The organism is Streptomyces sp. NPDC048106, assembly GCF_040706415.1.
Classification (GTDB): Bacteria; Actinomycetota; Actinomycetes; order Streptomycetales; family Streptomycetaceae; genus Streptomyces.
The window spans coordinates 317,106-336,683 of sequence record NZ_JBEZND010000002.1 but is presented as its reverse complement, the minus strand read 5'-3'; the positions used below and the strand labels follow the sequence as shown (position 1 = coordinate 336,683).

General features: G+C 70.9%; 14 protein-coding genes. 8 read left to right on the top strand and 6 right to left on the bottom strand.

Features of this window, described 5'->3' with window-relative positions; genetic code table 11:
- Positions 1-434: 434 nt before the first annotated feature.
- The 3 genes from AB0927_RS03225 to AB0927_RS03215 all read left to right on the top strand — a co-directional run bounded on the left by AB0927_RS03225 (position 435) and on the right by AB0927_RS03215 (position 3,201).
- Entirely contained in the window at positions 435-1,904 is a 1,470-nt protein-coding gene (locus tag AB0927_RS03225; RefSeq protein ID WP_366665759.1) for a PHB depolymerase family esterase, read from the top strand.
- A 47-nt stretch (positions 1,905-1,951) separates the two neighbouring features.
- Positions 1,952-2,281, top strand: a complete 330-nt coding sequence (locus AB0927_RS03220; protein WP_366665758.1) for a hypothetical protein — start codon at positions 1,952-1,954, stop codon at positions 2,279-2,281.
- A 353-nt stretch (positions 2,282-2,634) separates the two neighbouring features.
- Positions 2,635-3,201: a pyridoxamine 5'-phosphate oxidase family protein gene (locus tag AB0927_RS03215; RefSeq protein ID WP_366665757.1), complete on the top strand. Its 567-nt coding sequence runs from the start codon at positions 2,635-2,637 to the stop codon at positions 3,199-3,201.
- A 98-nt stretch (positions 3,202-3,299) separates the two neighbouring features.
- Here AB0927_RS03215 and AB0927_RS03210 read toward each other — a convergent pair whose 3' ends face one another.
- Positions 3,300-4,754 (bottom strand): MFS transporter, encoded by a 1,455-nt coding sequence (locus tag AB0927_RS03210; RefSeq protein WP_366665756.1) that lies wholly within the window; start codon positions 4,752-4,754, stop codon positions 3,300-3,302.
- 148 nt (positions 4,755-4,902) lie between these two features.
- Here AB0927_RS03210 and AB0927_RS03205 point away from each other — a divergent pair, with 148 nt between their 5' ends.
- From AB0927_RS03205 to AB0927_RS03195, 3 genes are all read left to right on the top strand, one after another.
- Complete coding sequence (locus AB0927_RS03205) at positions 4,903-5,517, top strand: helix-turn-helix domain-containing protein (RefSeq protein WP_366665755.1); 615 nt, start codon at positions 4,903-4,905, stop codon at positions 5,515-5,517.
- A gap of 79 nt (positions 5,518-5,596) precedes the next feature.
- Positions 5,597-7,300: a LuxR C-terminal-related transcriptional regulator gene (locus tag AB0927_RS03200; RefSeq protein WP_366665754.1), complete on the top strand. Its 1,704-nt coding sequence runs from the start codon at positions 5,597-5,599 to the stop codon at positions 7,298-7,300.
- A gap of 79 nt (positions 7,301-7,379) precedes the next feature.
- Positions 7,380-9,845 carry a LuxR C-terminal-related transcriptional regulator gene (locus AB0927_RS03195; RefSeq protein ID WP_366665753.1) on the top strand — a complete coding sequence of 822 codons (2,466 nt, stop codon included), beginning with the start codon at positions 7,380-7,382 and terminating at the stop codon, positions 9,843-9,845.
- 25 nt (positions 9,846-9,870) lie between these two features.
- Here AB0927_RS03195 and AB0927_RS03190 read toward each other — a convergent pair whose 3' ends face one another.
- The gene (locus AB0927_RS03190) at positions 9,871-11,238 is read right to left on the bottom strand and encodes a cytochrome P450 (RefSeq protein WP_366665752.1); all 1,368 of its coding nucleotides are present in this window, start codon (positions 11,236-11,238) and stop codon (positions 9,871-9,873) included.
- 139 nt (positions 11,239-11,377) lie between these two features.
- Positions 11,378-13,702, bottom strand: a complete 2,325-nt coding sequence (locus tag AB0927_RS03185) for a LuxR C-terminal-related transcriptional regulator (RefSeq protein WP_366665751.1) — start codon at positions 13,700-13,702, stop codon at positions 11,378-11,380.
- Positions 13,703-14,294: 592 nt separating this feature from the next.
- Between AB0927_RS03185 and AB0927_RS03180 the strand changes: the two genes are divergently transcribed.
- Positions 14,295-15,491: an acyltransferase gene (locus tag AB0927_RS03180; protein WP_366665750.1), complete on the top strand. Its 1,197-nt coding sequence runs from the start codon at positions 14,295-14,297 to the stop codon at positions 15,489-15,491.
- Between the two features lie 172 nt (positions 15,492-15,663).
- Here AB0927_RS03180 and AB0927_RS03175 read toward each other — a convergent pair whose 3' ends face one another.
- The 3 genes from AB0927_RS03175 to AB0927_RS03165 are packed head-to-tail and all read right to left on the bottom strand — an operon-like array spanning position 15,664 to position 18,229.
- Complete coding sequence (locus tag AB0927_RS03175; protein ID WP_366665779.1) at positions 15,664-17,196, bottom strand: acyl-CoA carboxylase subunit beta; 1,533 nt, start codon at positions 17,194-17,196, stop codon at positions 15,664-15,666.
- A gap of 22 nt (positions 17,197-17,218) precedes the next feature.
- Positions 17,219-17,428, bottom strand: coding sequence for a DUF5988 family protein (locus AB0927_RS03170; RefSeq protein WP_366665748.1), 210 nt, complete (start codon positions 17,426-17,428; stop codon positions 17,219-17,221).
- A gap of 39 nt (positions 17,429-17,467) precedes the next feature.
- A complete protein-coding gene (locus tag AB0927_RS03165; protein WP_366665747.1) occupies positions 17,468-18,229 on the bottom strand; it encodes an alpha/beta fold hydrolase in 762 nt (253 codons plus the stop codon).
- A gap of 229 nt (positions 18,230-18,458) precedes the next feature.
- Between AB0927_RS03165 and AB0927_RS03160 the strand changes: the two genes are divergently transcribed.
- Positions 18,459-19,559, top strand: coding sequence for an NAD(P)-dependent alcohol dehydrogenase (locus AB0927_RS03160; RefSeq protein WP_366665746.1), 1,101 nt, complete (start codon positions 18,459-18,461; stop codon positions 19,557-19,559).
- Positions 19,560-19,578: the final 19 nt, after the last annotated feature.

The following is a 19,578-nucleotide window of genomic DNA, read 5'->3' as shown; positions in this document are numbered from 1 at the left end:
GGGTCGGCGACACATTTTCCCAGCGGGAGATGGCTTCCGTCACCATGTGCCGGCGGTCCGGCGGGCGGACTTGAGGCCCCTGCCCGCCGGGAACGCCCGGCGGCCGCGGACGCGCCGGTCCGTGCGGCGCGTCGCATGTCACGGCGCCACCGCCGACACCATGGGTGGACGCGCCACGCCGGGCACCGCGGTCCTGGCTGTCCCCCACATGTCGCGGTGGCCCCGACCGGTCGTACGGTCCGCTACCAACAACCGGAACGACAGCAAGCCGGAACGACAGCAAGCCGGAACGACAGCGGACCGGCCGCGGCGGGACGCCGTGGTGGCCGGCCGCGGAGGCGGGCACGGGCGGGAGCCGGGCGGGGCGGGACCGCCGGGCGGCGTGCCGCGCCCGCGCTCCCTCCTCTCACCCCACCACTCATCGGAGTCGCACCATGCCTCACTCCCTCTGGCGTCGGTTCATCCGGCGCACCGCACTGTCCGCCGCCCTGGGCGTCTGCGCCGCGGGCCTGACCGTGGCCGCCCCCCTCGCGACGAGCGCGGCGGCCGCCGGCACCCTCACCCAGGTCACCAGCTTCGGCTCGAACCCCGGCAACCTGGCGATGTACGAGTACGCCCCGGCCAACCTGCCCGCCGACGCGCCGCTGGTGGTGGCTCTGCACGGGTGCACCCAGTCGGCGAGCGACTACCACGCGCACTCCGGCTGGCAGAAGTTCGCCGACCAGTGGGGCTTCGCCGTGGTCTACCCGCAGACCAGCTCGGCCAACAACAGTCTGTCCTGCTTCAGTTGGTTCGACTCGACCAAGGACACCCGGGGCAAGGGCGAGGCGGCCTCGGTGATGCAGATGGTCGACACCGCCGCGGCGCAGTACGGTTCGGACCGCAGCCGCATCTTCGTCACCGGCCTGTCCGCCGGCGGCGGCATGACCGCGGACCTGCTCGCCGACTACCCGGACGTCTTCGCCGGCGGTTCCGTCGACTCCGGCCTGCCCGCGCAGTGCGCCACCACGCAGACCGCCGCCTCCGGCTGCCAGTACAGCGGCCAGAACCTCACCCCGAAGCAGTGGGGCGACAAGGTCCGCAACTCCTATCCTGGTTACACGGGTTCGTGGCCGCGGGTCGCCATCTGGCAGGGCACCTCCGACACCACCGTCACCCCGGCCAACGGCACCGAGCTGCGCGACCAGTGGACCGACGTCTGGGGCATCGGCCAGACCGCCTCCAGCACCCAGAGCCTGACCGGCGGGACCACCGAGAGCGTCTACGACGACAGCACCGGCAAGCCCGCCGTCGCCCTGTTCTCGATCTCCGGCATGGCACACGGCCTCGCCGTGAACCCCGGCTCGGGCGCCGACCAGTGCGGCACCACGGGGTCCTACTACCTCGGCTACATCTGCTCCAGCTACTACACCGCGAAGTTCTGGGGTCTCGACGGCAGTGGCGGCCAGGGCGGCGGCACCGGGTCCCTGCCCGCGCCGTCCGGTCTCACGGTGACCGGCACCACCGACACCGGCGCCTCGCTGTCGTGGAACTCCGTCAGCGGCGCCGCCTCGTACGACGTCTACCGGGGCGGGACGAAGGTCGGCTCCGCGACGGGCACCACGTACACCGACTCCGGCCTGTCCGCCGGCACCTCCTACAGCTACACCGTCGCCGCGGTCGACTCCTCCGGCGCCGTCGGCGCGTCGTCCGCGTCGGTCACGGCCACGACGACGGGCTCCGTGCCCAAGTGCTACACCGACAACAACTACAACCAGGTCCAGGCCGGTCGCGCGCACCAGAGCGGTGGCTACACCTACGCCAACGGCTCGAACCAGAACATGGGCCTGTACAACGTCGCCGTCAGCCACACCCTGAAGGAGACCTCCGCCGGCTACTTCGTCATCGCCGACTCCGGCTGCTGACCGCGGCGGTCGCGGCACGAGCGGGCGGGTCGGGCACCATGCTCTGCATGAAGAAGAGCGATATCTGGCGGCTGGTCGCGGGCATCCTGGCACTGACCCTGATGCCCGAGGAACCGTGGGACGGTGAGCAGGACCGGCTGTCGCTGCTGATGGACGAACTGGCCCGCCTCGACGAGGAGTTGCCCGCCGGAGTGTCGGCGCGGGAGGCCGCGGCGATCACCATAGGCAGGGCACAGGACCGGATCGCCCTGCTGACCGGCGGGTTCGCGGCGGCCTTCCTCCAACTCGCCGCCGCCTACGACGAGACCGACGCCGACACCTCGGCACTCGACGTCGTCCGCGCGATGGCCTTGGAGTGGGTCGACCGCGACGACTGAGCGGGGCCGGCGACCGCCTCGCCGGCACGTGGTGTGGTGCGGGAAGGAGAGGGCTCGGGGGATGGCCCTGTCCTTCCCGCACCGCTCTGGCGCCGCGCCGCCGGGGCGGCCTGAACGCGGCGACCGACCGACTCGTACGGCACGGGGGAACCGCCGAGTCGGCGCTGGGGACGGATGACCGCTTCGGCGAATGCCGCGCCGCGGAAATCCAGTGGAACTCGGCCATCGTACCTTTTCGCGGGGCCGGGCGAAAGCGTCCCGATTCAGTGAAGGAAATCCGTACGGGGCCAGCACCGCACTGTGGCTTCTTAGGGGTTGTAGCGATCAGCCGCGCCGCTAGCGTGGAGGCGAACGTGAAGAACCCCTGCCTCGACGGAATGGAGGTGGCGATTCCGATGACCAACCCGGAGTTGCTGCGTGTGGACCGTGAGCCGGTCACGGAGCCCGCCTGGATATTCAGCTACACGGCCACCGGGCCGCAGCTGGACTGGGAGTGGGCGCACAAACGGCTGCGGGAGTCGAAGAACTTCTGGCTGACCACCAAGGCGCTGGACGGTCGTCCGCACACCCGGCCCGTCTGGGGGTTCTGGCTCCAGGACAGCCTGTGGTTCTCGACGACGAACCGCTCCGTGGCGTACATGGAGGCGGACAACAATGTCACCGTCCACACCGAAAGCGGTGACGAAGTGGTCATCGTGGAAGGCCGGTGCGAAAGGCTGTACGGAAAGGACAAGCTCCAGGTGATCTCGGACAACTACCGGGAGCACTTCAGCCATGAAACGGTCGCCACCGACGAGGGTGTTTTCACCCCGCAAGGGTACGGCGGCCCCGGTTTCCGGATCATCCCCACCAAGGTGCTGGGATGGAACGCGCCGTTTTTCAACACGGCGACGCGCTGGGTCTTCCCGGAATCCGACTGAGTCCACCGGGCGATTCCGGCGGGAAGAGGGAGTCGGGAAGCGGATCCACCTCCGCTTCCCGACTCCCTCCTTTTCGTGGTCGCCGGGTTCCCGTGCCGTCAGGCGGCGCGGACGGCCTGCCGCTGCTCGGCCGGCTGCGGCTTGGGCGTGCGGATGACGGCCAGCACCAGGAACAGCCCCACGACCGCGAACGCCAGCCCGCCCACGCACGTGGTCGCGATGCTGTCGGCCAGGGCGGCCTTGCCGGTCCCGCCGCCGTGTCCGCGCAGGGCGTTGCCGAAGATCGTGACCAGCACCGCGGTACCGATCGAACCACCGATCATGCCGACGGTCTGCAACGCGCCCGACGCGCCGCCCGCCTCCTTCGGCGGGACGTCCGCGAGGATGGTCGCGGCGAGCGGCGCGTTGAGCAGGCCCACCCCGGCTCCCGCCAGGAGCATCGGGAGCATGATGCCGCTGAAGTACCCGGTCGACGCCGAGATCTGGGTCAGCCACACCATCGCGACGGCGACCATCAGCAGTCCGGTCGTCATGGAGGTCTTCGCGCTGTAACGCTTGACGAGCTTCGGGGTCAGCGTCCTCGGCACCACGACCATGCCGAGGGACATCGGCAAGAAGGCGAATCCCGCCTCGATCGGATTCATGTCGAGCACGTTCTGCACGAACTGCGTCAGGAAGAAGAACATCCCGAACATCGCGCCGCCGGAGCAGACGAAGACCAGGAAGCCGCCGGCTCGGTTGCGGTGGGTGAACAGGCCCAGGTTCAGGACTGGTTGGGAGTGCCGGGACTCGACCAGCACGAGCAGGGCGAGCAGGACGACGCCCGCGACGAAGGAGCCCACCGTGAGCGTGTTGGACCAGCCTTCGTCGGCGGCGTGGACGAAGCCGTACACCAGCGCGCTCATGCCCGCGGTGCCGAGCAGCGCGCCGGCTCCGTCGAACCGGCCGCCCTGGGGCTCGGCCGAGGGGATCAGCCGCGGGGTCAGGGCGAGCACCGCGACACCGATGGGCACGTTGATGAACAGCACCCATCGCCACGAGGCGAGGTCCGTCAGCAGGCCGCCGAGGAGCAGGCCGCCGGTGGAGCCGATACCGGAGGCCATCACGGAGATGCCGAGGGCCTTGGTGCGCTCCTCCTGGCCGGTGAACGTCCGCACGATCAGCGCCAGGGTGGACGGCAGCGCCAGCGCCGCGCCGAGGCCCTGCACGGCCCGGGCGGTCAGCAGCCACCAGGTCTCCTGGGCGCAGCCGCCGGCGAAGGAGGCCAGCGTGAAGAGCGCGACGCCGGTCATCAGCGCCCTGCGGTTGCCGAGGATGTCGCCCATGCGCCCGCCGAGCAGCAGGAATCCGCCGTACACCAGGGTGTAGGCGTTGAGCACCCAGGACAGCCCGGTGGGGGAGACGTCCAGCGCGTGCTGGACCTTGGGCAGGGCCATGTTCATGACGGTGATGTCGATGGCGCTGAGCAGTTGGACGCAGAGGATGACGGTCAGGATGGCGCCGCGGTGCGCGGGGGTCCTCGCGTCCTGGCCGGGGGGTGCGGTGCTGGACAAGGTGGGGAGCCTCCTTCGGCGAGCCGATGCTCGCGAACGGATGACGGCCTGTTCGAGTCGGAGTGCCCGGCCAAAAGCGGGGAGTTCTCTCCGGGTGTATGGGCGTACCATACGGGGAACACTCTCCGCATTGCAACATGGAGGCTTGATGCAGCACTCGAGACCGGCTCCGCCGAGCCTGCCCTCCCGTCCCACCAGGACGGATGCCCGGCGGAACTACGACCGTCTGGTCGCCGTCGCGGACGAGCTGTTCGACGAACGGGGCACGGAGGTGCCGCTGGACGACATCGTCCGGCGGGCCGGGCTCGGCTCCGGCACCCTCTACCGCCACTTCGCCAGCCGCGACGCCCTGCTGGCCGCGGTGTTCTGGGGACGGATCGACGCGCTGTGCACGGAGGCCGAGAACCTCCGCGCGGCGCGGTCGCCGGTCGAGGGCATCGTCGTCTGGCTGCGCAGCCTCGTCCGGCTGACGATGCGGCGCGGACTCGCCGCGGCGCTCGCCGCGGACAACAAGGACGGCGGCTCCGAGCTGTTCCGCTACTGCCGGGAAGCGCTTGAGGCGGCGGCCGAGCCCCTGCTGGAACGGGCCCTGGAGGACGGCTCGTTCCAGCCGGACCTGGCGGTCTCGGACCTGATCACCTTCACCCACGCCATCGCGGTGGCCGCCGAGCGGGCGCCGGACAGCGAGGAACACGCCGACCGGCTGCTGCGCCTGCTGCTGGACGGACTGCGAACCCGCGAGGATCCGTTGCGGGACCTGTGAGCCGCTGACGGCGAGCGGACATCACTAGTGGAGCGGTAGCCGCGGAGCCGCCCACACGGGAAACGGGGGATAGACGGAAATGGAGTACGCGAGCATGCGCGGCGGCGTCCAGGCCGCACGCCGCCGGGACGCCGAACCGGCCGTCGGCGACCCGTCGGCCTGGGCCCTGGCCGGCCAACCGGCGACATCGCCGCTCGACCGGCACTACCAGCACCTCACCCCGGACGACCGCGCGGTCTTCCGCAGACTGTCGGTGCTGGGCACCGAATTCGACGCCGAGGCGGCCGTCGTGGTCTGCCACGACAGCCGCCTCGGCGCGATGGACGTGGTGGGCTCGCTGAACATGCTGGAGTTCAGGGGACTGATCCAACGGGTGTGCGGCGACTCCGAGAAGAGCCGCTTCCGGTGGCCCGAGAGCACGGTCGAGTACGGCGCCGTACGCCTGGCGGAACACGGAGAGGCGGCCGCCGCCAACGCCCGCCTGGCCGACTGGATATGGGAGCACGCCCGCCGGCTCACCCACGCCTACATGCTCTCCCGCGAGCAGAACCAGTGGTTCGCCGACCGCGTGGACTATCTCGTCCGGACCGTCGAGTGGACCTGGTCCAGGCGGGACGACGACCGGCATGACCTGATGGCGGTTCTGCTGGCCAACATCTGGCTGCACAACGGCCGGCAGGAGGACGGCAGGCGCCTCATCGACAGGGCGCTGCGCCGCAGCCCGCCCTCGCCCTACCGCAGCGACCTGCTCCTGTGGGGGCTGTGGTTCACCTACCAGGACGACCAGTCGGACGAGTACCTGGCCGTCGTCCTCGACGCGGTGGCCGCGGCCCGTGCCGCGGGCACGGACTCCGTGCTGGTCCGCGCGCTCACGTCGCTCGCCTGCGTCTACGTCCGGCTGGAGGACGACGCCTCGGCGCGCCGGTGCTTCGAGGAGTCCATCGCTCTGGCGAGGCAGCTGAACGACGACTTCAGCCTCTCCGCGTGCTCGCACATCTACGCCTGGTTCCTGCTCGGCGTCGGCGAGGCCGCCGAGGCGTGCGCCGCGGTCTCCGTCACCCTTCCGTCCTTCGAGGAGCAGGCCGGGCCGTTCCAGTACGCCAGTTACCGCTTCGTGGCGGGAGCCAGCGATCTCGCCGTGGGCGCCCTGGACGCCGCCGAGGAGCACATGCGGACCGCGGTCGGCATCTTCAACTCCTCCGGCCCGAGCTGCTTCTACCCCATCGGCGGCCTCGCCCTCATCGCGCTGCTCCACGGCCGGCCCAGCCGCTGCCTGATGCTGCTGACCGCCCACGAGAGGTTCCGCAACGGACCGGGCGAGTCGACACGCGTCCCCCAGTGGTGGGAACGCAAACTCGCGGACGCGCGCCTCGTCGCCACCGCGCGCCTGACGGCCGAGGAGGCCGAGGAGATCCGGCGGGCCGCCGAGGCGTGCACCGACCAGCAGCTCATCAGCTACGCGCTGGGCGGTGCGGACGGGCTGCCGGCGCGCGAGCCGTCGGAGCTGACCCGGCGCGAGCACGAGATCGCGATGCTGATCGCGCAGGGGCTGAGCAACCGGCGGATCGCCGGTCACCTCCAGATAGCCGAGAGCACCGTGGCCTCCCATACCAAGAGGATCTACGCCAAACTCGGCATCCACTCGCGTACCCAGCTCGCCGCCTGGATGGCCGCCCAGAGCCCCTGCGGCATACCGCGCCACGCGATCGCCACGCCGGCCCGCGAGACGGTCGTGGCGGCGGGAGCCCGCCTCTTCTCCGCGGGCGCCGTGCTGGGGATGTAGTCGTCGTCCGCGCCGTGGGAGCACCGTTCCCGGACGATCGCCGTACCGCGAAGGGACCAGACGAAGAGGAGCGCGACCGTTGGGAGTATCGGCCATCTACTGCGTCATCTGTGAATCGCGTATCGCCGCACCGTCCACCCGGCGCACCAGAACGCACAAGCAGTACTGCTCCAACGCCTGCCGTCAGCGGGCCTACCGGCGCAGACTGGCCGCCACGGAGCGGTCGACCGCTCACCCGCGGCCTCTCGGCGCCGCCACCTTTCCCGTCCGGCTGGACAAGTTCACCGGCCGGGCCAGGGAGCTGGAGCGCCTCAGGGCCCTGTCCGGCAAGCGGCTCCTGACGGTGACCGGGGCGCCGGGCGTGGGCAAGAGCCGGCTCGCCATGCAGCACGTCCAGGCGATATCCGCCGACGGCGCGACGGTGGTCTGGCTCGACCTGGACGGACGAGGCGGCACCGAGCGGTTCGTGGACCTCCTGGCCACGGCACTCGCCCCGGGGACGGACCACGCCGACGAGCAGTCGCTGTGCGCGGCACTCGGCGCCCAGCAGGTGCTGCTGGTGCTCGACAACTGCGAGGACGTGGTGGAACGCCACGCCCACGCCCTGGAAACGCTGTTGTCCCGCTGCCCCGGACTGCGGATCCTCGCGACCAGCCGGGAGGCGTTCCGCATCCCCTGCGAGACCGTGCTCGGGCTCGACCCGCTGTCCCTGCCCGCCCCGACCGCGAGCACCCCCAAGGCGCTGCTGCGCTCCGAGGCGGGCCAGCTCTTCGTGGAGCGCGCCTCGTCGGGGAACCCGAACTTCGCGCTGAGCCGTGACAACGCCGCCGCCGTCGCCGAACTCTGCGTGGAGCTGGACGGACTGCCCCTGCTGATCGAGTTCGCCGCCCACTGGGTCGGCCTGCTGACGGTCACCGAACTGCTGACCCGCATCCGGCAGTCGGCGAAGGCACTGACCGTCGGCAGCCGCACCGCGAGCGACCGGCACCGGAGCCTCCTGTCGGCGTTCGCTTCCAGTTACGACCGGCTCAGCGCCGCCGAGCAGGCCGTGTTCCGCCGGCTGTCGGTGCTGTCCGGGCCGTTCGGCCTGGACCTGGCCACCGCGGTCTGCGGCGAGGACGCGCCGTCCACCCAGCACAGCGCCCAACTCCTCACCCAGCTCCGGGCCAAGTCCCTGCTGGTGGCGGCGGTGGACTCGCCGAACGGCACGGAACTGCGCCAGTACGGATCGGTGCGCAGATACGCGGGCGAGCTGCTGGAGGAGGCCGGGGAGGCGGAGACCACCCGCGACCGGCTGACCGACTGGCTGGTGGACCTCTGCCGGCCCGTGGTGGAGCGCATCACCGTGCCGCGGGAACCGCTGTCCGGGGTCTGCCGGGTGCACCACCACCTGCGCAGCGCCGTCGAGTGGACGGCACGCGCCGACGACGAGCGGCACGTGGTGCTGGTCGCCGCGCTCGCCAGGGCGCTGCGGGCCCGGGGCGAACACGCCCTGCTCGGACGCCTGGGGGAGCGCGCCCTGCACATGGCGGCCGACAGCGCCGACCGTGCTGTCCTGCTGACGGAACTCGCCGAGGCCAAACTGGCCGGTGACTTCCTGATCGACGCGGTCGCCTACGCCTCGCGCGCGACGGAGCTGATCGGGGAGGGCCACACCGGCCACACCGCCGACGGCCCCCGCGGCCGGCGCGCGTGCGCGAACCCGGCCGTACGGGCCCGCGCCTTTCTCACCCTGGCCTCCTGCCTGCGCCGGATCGGGCAGCACACGGCCGCGGAGGCCACCGCGCGGCAGGCCCTGGCCATCGCGCAGGGGTACGGCGGCGTCCTCGACGAAGCCGCCTGTCTCCAGCACCTGGCCGTCACGAGCATGGCCGCGGGCGACCTGGATCAGGCATCCCGGATCATCACCGGCGTGCTGGGGTCGTTGCCCGAGTACGACGAGGCGGGCGCCGTACAGGCCCTCGACACCGCGACCGACATCGCTCTGGCCGCGGGGGAGCCCGCCCTGGCCGCGGCCCACGCCGAAGAGCTGCTGCGCAGGCTGCCGGACGACGCCGGGCTGCTGCACCGGCCGCTCGGCCGGCTGGCCGCGGCCCTCGTGGAGGACGGGGACCCGCTGCGGGCCCTGCGGCTCGCGGAGCTGGCCCGTGCCCTGCGCGACCAGGGCGGGGCGGTGGAGCAGATGTGGCTGGACGAGGAAGTGGAGCGGCGGTTACGGGAGTTCGTGGGCCGGCAGCACCCGGCTGAGGTGCAGCGGGTCCGCAGGGCGGCGGTCACCCTCTCCCCGCGGCTCGCGCGGGCCTTCGCGCTGGGCGCGACGTGGCCGCACGAGACCGCGGAGGAGCGGCGCACCGGTGTGCCGTCCGCGAGGAAACTGGACATCGCGCGGTTCGTGGCCGAAGGGCTCACGAACAGTCAGATCGCCAGTCGGCTGGGCGTCTCCCCGCGGACGGTGGCCACCCACCTGGCTCGTCTGCGCAGCGAACTCGACATCGAGTCACGGGCCCAGGTCGCCGCCTGGGCCAGGACCGCGCTGCGTGGATAGCGCCGCCGCGGGGCGGGCGCGGCGGTTATGCCGTCCGGGGGACGAGGGTCACGCGCACCGACGCGGGGCCCATCGTCATCTCCGTCTGCGGCTTGAGCGGGGTGCTCTCCGGCGCGAGGCGCAGGTGCCAGCGCCGCCCGATCGTGGCCAGCGCGATGGTGGACTCGGTGAGGGCGAACGCGTCGCCGATGCACTTGTGCACGCCCGCCCCGAACGGGATGAACGAGTTGCGCGGGATGTCGGGCTGCCGCTTGCGCCGCTCGGGGTCGAACAGCTCGGGCTCCTCGAACACGCGGGGGTCGCGCTGGAGGGCGTACGGGCTGACCGCGAACTGGGTACCCTCCGGGAAGCGGTGCGGGCCCAGCGTGGTGTCGCGCAGCGCCCGGCGGGTCAGCATCCACAACGGCGGGTAGAGGCGCAGCGTCTCGTCCAGGATCGCGTTGACGTACGTCAGCGCGCGGATGTTGTCGTACGACACGTCCTCGCCGCCGAGCAGGGAGTCGATCTCGGCCTGGAACTTCTGCTGCACGTCCGGGTGTTGCGCGATCAGCCCCAGGGCCCAGGAGAGGGTGTTGGCGGTGGTGTCGATGCCGGCGGCGAGGAAGGTGATGACCTGGTCGTGGAGTTCCTCGTCGCTGAACGTGGACCCGGTGTCCTCGTCCTGGGCCGACATCAGCAGGCCGAGCAGGTCGTCGCGGGTCGTGCTGCGGCGCTGGTCGGCGATGATCCTGTCGACCGTCTCGTCGAACTGGCGCACCGCCTCCTGGTACCGCCGGTTCGCGGCGGTGGGCAGCTTGCCGAGGATGGCGAGGGGCGCCGTCATCTGCTTGTACATGCCGGCCGTCAGCCGGTCCAGCGAGTCCGCCGCCTGGTTGACGGTCCCGGCCGACTCGGACCCGCTGGTCGACATGGAGAAGAAGCAGCGCAGCGTGACCCGGGTGGTGAGGTCGTGCATCTCCTTGACGATGTCGACCTCCTGACCGGACCGCCAGCCGCCGGCCATGGCGTCCGCTTCCTCCTGCATGACCCGCATGTACGACTTGATGTGCTGGGAGTGGAAGGCGGGCTGTGACATCCGGCGCTGCCGCATGTGCTCCGGCCCGGTCGACGTGGCCAGGCCGTTGCCCATGATCGTGCGGGACCTCTCGAGGAAGGGACCGCCCCGGCCGAAGTCCTTGGAGCGCTCGACCAGCAGATGGTGCGCGAGGTCGTGGCGGCACAGCACGTTGAGCGGCGTGGGCCCCATGCGGATCGAGACGATGTCGCCGTACTCGTGCAGGGAGCTGAGGAAGCCCAGCGGGTCTTGGCGCATCTGGCGCGAATGACCGAGCACCGGCAGCGCTCCGGGAGCCGCTCCCACCGTCCACGCTCCGTCCTTGACGGAAGTCAGCATGCCGTCCTTCTCCTTCGTGTGGCAGGGGGATCCCGCCCGTCCGGCCACGCGGTGGCGGGCGGCGGAACCCTGGTCGTCGTGCGGCGGGCGCGGGGTCCGGCCCGTCGGATCGGGGGGTGCTCGTACGGGGAGGCGCGGTTCAGCCGATCATGGCGCGCAGTTGCTGCCGTCCCGCGACACCGAGCTTCTTGTAGGTGTGCGTGAGGTGCTGTTCGACCGTGCTGATGCTCAGCGACAGGGAGCGGGCGATGACCCGGTTGCTGCTGCCGGTCGCCGCGAGCATGGCCACCTTCCGCTCGGAGAAGGTGAGCTTGTTGAGGTAGCGGGAGAACCGGTCCTCTATCTGGTAGCGGGCGGGTCTCTCGCTGGGCGGAGCCGTCTCGTCCAGGGTCAGGGTCCTGATCGACTCGACGAGTTCGCCGCGCTCCACGGCCCCGGCGAGCGCGTCGTACAGGTGCTCACGCGCCGAGCGGTAGCCCTCGTCGGCGCTCATCGGCCGGCCGGGGGCCTCCAGCCGGGCGTTCCGCTCGTCGACGAGGTCCACCGCGGCCTCGTGGTCGCCCCGCAGCAACTGGGCACCGGCCGCCGCGAGCCGCCACGGCAGGATGTGCTCGTGGTCGACGCCCCAGGCAATCAGCAGCCGTCCGCAGGTGAGGAAGTCCGCGAGCGCCGCTTCGGCCCGGCCCCGCGCCAGATCGAGGTGACCGCGGGCGTACAGGAACCTCAGTCCGTGCCGGGTGTCCAGCGAGCCGGTGGGCAGGGGCTGCGCCGACCGCTCCGCGGCGTCCGTCAGTTCGCCGGTCATGACCCGGGCGAGCAGGAGCGAGGCCAGCGGGCCGCCGAACCGGGCGCCCCAGGACGGCGTGGGCAGCATGGCCATGGCCTCCTCGGCGGCCGCGGCCGCGTCGGAGTACCGCCCCTCACCCAGCGACGCCTCGGCCCGTATCGCGAGGAACCGGGCCTGCCACACGGGGGCGCGTCGCACCGCGGCCTCGTCCACCAGCTTGTCCGTGAGGGAATGGACGAGTTTCCACTCCTTCGCGTACAGCAGCGCGGAGAGGGCGGCCAGCACGGCGGGCGCGGAGTTCTCGGTGCAGGAGGAGGCGTACACCGCCTTGGACGCGGCTTCGGCGGCGGCGGGATCCGGCTGTTCGCTCGTCAGCATCCGCACCAGGGGCCAGGCCGCCGCGAACCGGTTGGAGGCGGCGCTGAGTTCGGCGGTCCTCGCGTGGTCGTCCAGACGTGCCGACGACGTACGGGTGAGCGCCGGGTAGTCGCCGCAGAGGAGGAGGCGGTCGGCCTCCAGCTCGGCCTGCGCCGGCAGTCGCCGCGCATCGAGCCGGCCGGCCACCGCCTCCAGTTCGGCGACCGCCTCCGCGGCCATGCCGCGCCGCGCCATCTGCTCGCTGAGCAGAGAGGACTGCTTCTGCCACAACGCGTCGGCGCCGATCAGCGCACGCGCTTCGTGCAGGCACTGGGCGCAGAGCTCGGGGTCGGCGGCCGACTGGATCTCGGCGATCCGGCTCAGGGTCTCCGCGCGCCGTGCGCCGTCGGGCATGCCGCGCACCGCCAGCCACAGGGTCCTGACCGCCAGTTGGCGGTCGTTGAGCGCCAGCGCCTGGGCGGCGGCCTCCTGGGCCAGGAAGTCGGTCCAGGAGGCGTCGGTGTGGTCCGCAGCGATCAGCACCTGTGCCACCTTGACCGCCTGCACCCCCATGGTCCGCAGCACGGTGGCCGCCCGGCGGCGTAATGCGGAGCCCTGCTGTAACGGGATGGAGGCCAGGATCGCCTGGGCGGCCAGCGGGTGCCGGAAACGGCTGTGGGCCACCAGACCGGCCGAGGCGAGGGCGGTCAGCGTCCGGGCGGTGTTCTCCGGGGTCGTGCCGACCACCTCGGCCAGGCTTCGCGCCGTGCTGTGCTCGTCGAGGACGGCGATGGCCTGGGCCACCTCCCGGGCCTCCGCGCCGCTGCGGTGGTAGCAGCTCAGCACCGCCTCGCGGTAGCACGCGCCCGGTACCTCGGCGACCGAGGGGGCGACGGCGCCCCCCTCCCACAGCCGCTGGTAGTCGGAGAGCAGCGCCTTGAGCAGGGACAGGTTGTCGCCCGCCAGCTGCATCAGCTCGGCCGTGGTGCCGCTGTCCAGCGTCAGTCCGAACTGCCGCGCGGCCATGCGGGCGACCGCCGTGGGGGAAAGCTGTCCCATGTGCAGGGTGCGGCAGTGCGGCCGGCCGGCGAGTTCGGCGAGTTCCCGCCGGTGCGTCCGGTGCAGGGTGGACCTCTCCCCGAGGACGAGGAGCACCGGGCGCGACTGTACGTCCCGGGCGAGCCCGGTCATCGCCCGCAGCGAGGCGACGTCGGCGTCCTGCACGTCGTCGACGCAGAGCAGCCGGGGCATCGTGCCGGGCCGGGCCGGGGATTCCAGCGGCAGGGGCTTCGAGAGGTGCGGGAAGGCGATCGTCTCCACCTCGAACCCACGGGAGGTCGCCGTTCTCGCGACAGCCGAAATGAGTGTCGTCCTGCCCGACCCCTGCGGGCCGAGCACAATCACGATGCCTCCGTCGCCTTGCGCGGCATTATCCAGGAGGGAGTTGAGAACGTTGAATTCGGTGACCCTTTCCAAGTGTTTCACGGATTCTCTCCCGCTTGGTGATCGTCTCTTGCCTTAGCGGTGCGCGGCGTCATCGGTGCGGAAAGTTTTGGGCGGGTTCATCTCCCTGCCCGCTCCTGGTGCCGGCCCCGTCCCCGCGGTGTCGGTCGGGTTCGGGGCCTCCGTGATCAAGCAGTTGATCACTGCGGATCCGTGACTGATCGTTGCCCACTCCCTACAACTACCACCACCCCCCATTAGGGAAGTCTCATGCCGTAACGCGGGCCGCGTTACGGCATGCCCTGCACTGTCCGGTCGCGTGGTCGGCGAATTTTTGCACCGGCGAGACGGAGTATTTGCCTCCGTTTTCCCTGGGGATTTTTAGGGGCCGCGCCGATCCGGGCCTAAAGTAATGTGTTTTCCAGCACAGATCGGTCAAGGCTGCCATACAACTCGGAGGCCATCCGGCATGCTCGAAAACAATCAGAGGCCACCCGGCGCGCGTCTCCCGTCGCTGACCGGAATGCGTTTTATCGCTGCCTTACTGGTCTTTTTTACGCACGCGTCGATCGAATCGGTCTTCAGCGATCAGGGGGTCGCCTCCTGGACCCATCGCGTGCTGGAACCCGGCGGCAGGTACGGCGTCTCGTTCTTCTTCGTCCTCAGCGGCTTCGTGCTGACCTGGTCGGCCAGACCCCATGACACCGTGCGGGGCTTCTGGCGCCGGCGGCTGGCCAAGATCTATCCGCTGCACGTCGTCACCTGGGCGATGGCGCTCGTCCTGCTGGCCACGGTCAAGTCCCCCGGACTCGTGCTGAACTGGCACGTGGGGACGCTCAACCTCTTCCTGCTGCACTCCTGGTTCCCCTGGTCGGACACGATGGTCAGCCTGAACGCGCCGTCCTGGTCGCTGTGTTGCGAGGCGCTCTTCTACCTCGCCTTCCCGCTGATCATCTGGCTCGTCCGCAAGATACGGCCGGCCCTGCTGTGGCCCGCGGCGGTCGTCGCCGTCGCCATCGTGATGTGCACCCCGCTCCTCACCTCGCTGCTGCCCCAGCAGCCCGTGATCCCCGGCTACGACGTGACCTTCTACGGCTCGTGGTTCATGAAGGTCTTCCCGCTGGCCCACCTCTTCGAGTTCGTGGTGGGCATCGTGATGGCGCGCATCGTGCTGACCGGCCGCTGGATCAAGCTGGGCTTCGCCCCCGCGGTGATCCTGGCGGTCTGCGACTACTACGTCGTCGTGAAGGTCCCGATGTACTACTCCTTCGCCGCGGCCAGCATCATCCCGCTGGCCCTTCTCGTCCCCGCCGCGGCGGAGGCCGACCGCCTCGGCACCTCCACCTGGGGCCTGCGCAGCAAGGTGATGGTGCGGCTCGGCGAGATCTCCTTCGCGTTCTACATGGTGCACTGGCTGGTGCTGCACTACGGGCACCGTGTCATCGGGCCCGTCGAGACGTGGAGCACCCCTGCCGCGCTCGGGCTGTGGGCCGCCGGGTTCGTCGTGGCGCTGCTCGCCGCGTGGCTGCTGCACGAAGGGATCGAGATGCCGGCCATGAGGCGCTGGAGCAGGTCGCGGGCCGCACGGCCGGGCGCCCCGGGCGAACCGGTCGGGAGGGTGCCGGCCCCGGCCCCCCGGGAGCAGCCGGAACTCAATCTGGACTGACGGTGATGACCGCTGCGGCTCCGCTCGGGGCCCGGCCCGGGTACCGGCTGGTGTTCGACGCCCCCGCCAGGACCCGTCGGCCGGCCGGTCAAACAGGCGGAGTCACAGCGCACGCGACCGGCCGGGCTCCCGTGATGTCACGGGAGCCCGGCCGGTCGGGGAGCGGGGTGTGTCACTGCGGGGGATTGCCGTGTTTACGGGAGGGCAGGTCGGCGTGTTTCGAGCGGAGCATGGCCAGGGACGCGATGAGGACCTCGCGGGTCTCCGCCGGGTCGATGACGTCGTCGACCAGGCCGCGCTCGGCGGCGTAGTACGGGTGCATCAGCTCGGACTTGTACTCCTTGACCATCCGCGCCCGCATGGCCTCCGGGTCCTCCGCCTCGGCGATCTGACGCCGGAAGATGACGTTGGCGGCGCCTTCGGCGCCCATCACCGCGATCTCGTTGGTCGGCCAGGCATAGGTGAGGTCGGCGCCGATGGACTGGCTGTCCATGACGATGTAGGCGCCGCCGTACGCCTTGCGCAGGATCAGGGAGACGCGCGGCACGGTGGCGTTGCAGTAGGCGTAGAGGAGCTTCGCGCCGTGGCGGATGATGCCGCCGTGCTCCTGGCCGACGCCGGGGAGGAAACCCGGCACGTCCAGCAGGGTGATCAGGGGGATGCTGAACGCGTCGCACATCTGCACGAAGCGCGCGGCTTTTTCACTCGCCTCGATGTCCAGTACGCCCGCGAGGACCTGCGGCTGGTTGGCGATGATGCCGACCACCTGGCCGTCGAGGCGGGCCAGGGCGCAGATGACGTTGCGGGCCCAGCGCTCGTGGACCTCCAGGTACTCGCCGTCGTCGACGATCTCCTCGATGACCTTGGCCATGTCGTACGGCCGGGTGCCGTCCGCCGGGACCAGGTCGAGCAGGACCTCCGAGCGACGGTCGGCCGGGTCGGTGCACTCCACGCGCGGCGGGAGCTCGCGGTTGTTCTGCGGCAGCAGCGACAGGAGGTAGCGCACCTCCGCGATGCAGGTCTCCTCGTCGTCGTACGCGAAGTGGCAGACGCCGGAGGTCTCGGCGTGCACGTCCGCACCGCCCAGGCCGTTCTGCGTGATCTCCTCGCCGGTCACCGCCTTGACCACGTCCGGTCCGGTGATGAACATCTGCGAGGTCTCGCGGACCATGAAGACGAAGTCCGTGAGGGCGGGGGAGTAGGCCGCGCCGCCCGCGCACGGGCCCAGCATCACCGAGATCTGCGGGATGACACCCGACGCCTTCGTGTTGCGCTGGAAGATGCCGCCGTACCCGGCGAGGGCGCTGACGCCCTCCTGGATGCGGGCGCCCGCGCCGTCGTTCAACGACACCAGCGGGGCCCCGGCCGCGATGGCCATGTCCATGATCTTGTGGATCTTGGTGGCGTGGGCCTCGCCGAGCGCGCCGCCGAAGATGCGGAAGTCGTGGGCGTAGACGAAGACCGTACGGCCCTCCACCGTGCCCCAACCGGTGATCACACCGTCGGTGTACGGCTTCTTGGCCTCCAGGCCGAAACCGGTCGCCCGGTGCCGGCGCAGCTGCTCGACCTCTCGGAAGGAACCCGGATCGAGGAGGAGCCCGATGCGCTCCCGGGCGGTCAGCTTGCCCTTGGCGTGCTGTGCCTCGGTCGCCGTCTCACTGGGGCCGGCCAGGGCCCGCGCACGGATCTCGCGCAACTCGGCCAGACTGCTGGCGGTCACCCGGCGCTCACTCCGCGATGGCGGTGCGCGCCGTCCAGTGGAACACCGCCAGCCGCTCGTCGTCGAGCGTAGTGAAGTCCCCCTCGTGGACGAAGTGTTCGTAGCCCGCCCCGAACCGGTGCTTGATCTTCTCCGCGAGCGAGGTCGTGAACTGGACGCGCTCCTCGTCGGGGAAGTAGGACGGGCCGCCTACCAGGAGAACCTTGATCTGGGACATCGTGGGCACCTCCGCGTGAGAGAGAGAACGAGTCGCCGGTTACGCGGCGGTCTCGGGGGAGCGCAGCCGTGTACGCACCACGTCGAGCACCGCCGGGACCTGGGAGTTCAGGTAGAAGTGGCCGCCCGGGAAGACCTTCAGGTCGAACGGGCCGGTCGTGTGCTCGGACCAGGCCCGGGCCTCCTCGACGGTGGTCCGGGGGTCCGCGTCGCCCACGAGGGCGACGACCGGGCAGTCGAGTACGGTGCCGGGGCGCGGGCGGTAGGTCTCCACGGCGTGGTAGTCGGCGCGCAGCGCGGGCAGAACCATCTGCCGCAGCTCCTCGTCCTCCATCAACGCGGCGTCCGTGCCGCCGAGTCGGCGGAGTTCCGCCATGATTCCCGCGTCGTCGCGAAGCCGTACGTTCTCCTCCCGCACCCGGGACGGGGCCCGGCGACCGGAGAGGAAGACCACGGACGGGGCGATGCCGTCACGGGCGAGTGACGCGGCGACCTCGAACGCCACCATCGCCCCCATACTGTGCCCGAACAGGGCCAGCGGGCCGTCCGCCCAGGGGGCGATCGCCGCAGCGGCGCCCCGGGCGAGCTCTTCGATGCTGCGCAACGGCGGCTCGCTCCTGCGGTCCTGCCGGCCCGGGTACTGGACCGCGAGGCCCTCGACCTCCGGTGCCAGCGCGGCCGAGATGCCACGGAAGTAGCTGGCGGAACCACCCGCGTGCGGAAAGCAGACCAGACGGATCGCGGCCTTCGCGGACGGGTGGTACCGGCGGATCCAATCGCTGTCCGTCCTGACATTGCTCATCGTGGGGACGCCTGTGCCCTTCCTCTCGGCGTATCGCTGTTCTCCCGAATGTCGCAGCGGCCGTCCGCTCCGACAACCCCTAAATATCCGGAATGAGCGGTAGTGGATTTCTAGGGGGTGGCCGTGCCGAGTTCTCCGGCGGTGGCCGTACCGGTTTTCTAGGGGTTGTGGATCACGAACCGGCGACGGAGTCTCGGAGAACGTAATTGCCTGGCAGGGGAGAGAGTGGATGGTTACGACTCGGGCCGCTGTTCTTCGCGACAGGGCGGGGGATTTCCGGATCGAAGAGATATCGGTCGCCGACGAACTGCGGCCCGACGAGGTCCGGGTACGGATCGTCGCCAGCGGCGTCTGCCACACCGACCTGCTGGTCCGCGACCAGGTGCTGCCCCCCGCGCTGCCGGCCGTCCTGGGCCACGAGGGCAGCGGCATCGTCGAGGCGGTCGGTGTCGGCGTCGACACCTGCGCGGTCGGCGAACGGGTCGTCCTGGCCCCGCTGAGCTGCGGGCGCTGCCGCAACTGCCGGTCCGCGCACCCCATGCACTGCGCGTACTGGGGCCCGCTGAACCTGCGCGGCCGCCGAACGGACGGCAGCACCGCCTACCACGACAGGGACGGCGCCGAACTCAACGGCCACTTCTTCGGGCAGTCCTCCTTCGCCGGACACGTCGTCGTCCCCCAGCGGTCGGTCATCAAGGTCCGGGACGATCTCGACCTGCGGCTCGCCGGCCCGCTCGGCTGCGGGCTCCAGGCCGGCGCGGGGACCGTCCTCAACGTGCTCGCGCCCCAACCCGGCGCGTCCATCGCCGTGTTCGGCGCCGGCGCGGTCGGCCTCGCCGGCATCATGGCGGCCAGGATCGCGGGCTGCGACCCCATCTACGCCGTCGATCTGCACCGCGGGCGGCTCGACCTCGCCGCCGAACTGGGGGCCACCCACCTCCTGCACGCCGACGCCCCCGACATCGCGGGCGACCTCGTCCGGGCCACCGGCGGCGGAGTGGACTTCGCCCTCGACGCCGTCGGCCTGCCGCAGACGGCCCGCAGCGCGGTCGACTCGCTGACGATGTCGGGCGTCGCGGCGATCGCCGGCTCGGCCGGCAGCGGCAAGGACGTGTCCCTGAACCTCACCCAGCTGATGGGGCGCACCGTGCACGGCGTCATCGAGGGCGATATCGTCCCGGCCCTTTTCATTCCACAGCTCATGGATCTCCACGCCGCCGGACGATTTCCCTTCGAGAAACTCGTGCGGACCTACGCCTTCGACGAGATTTCGGCCGCCGTCAAGGACTCCGAAAACGGAGTGACGGTCAAGCCGATTCTCGTGCACTGAAAATCCACCAGCCGGACTG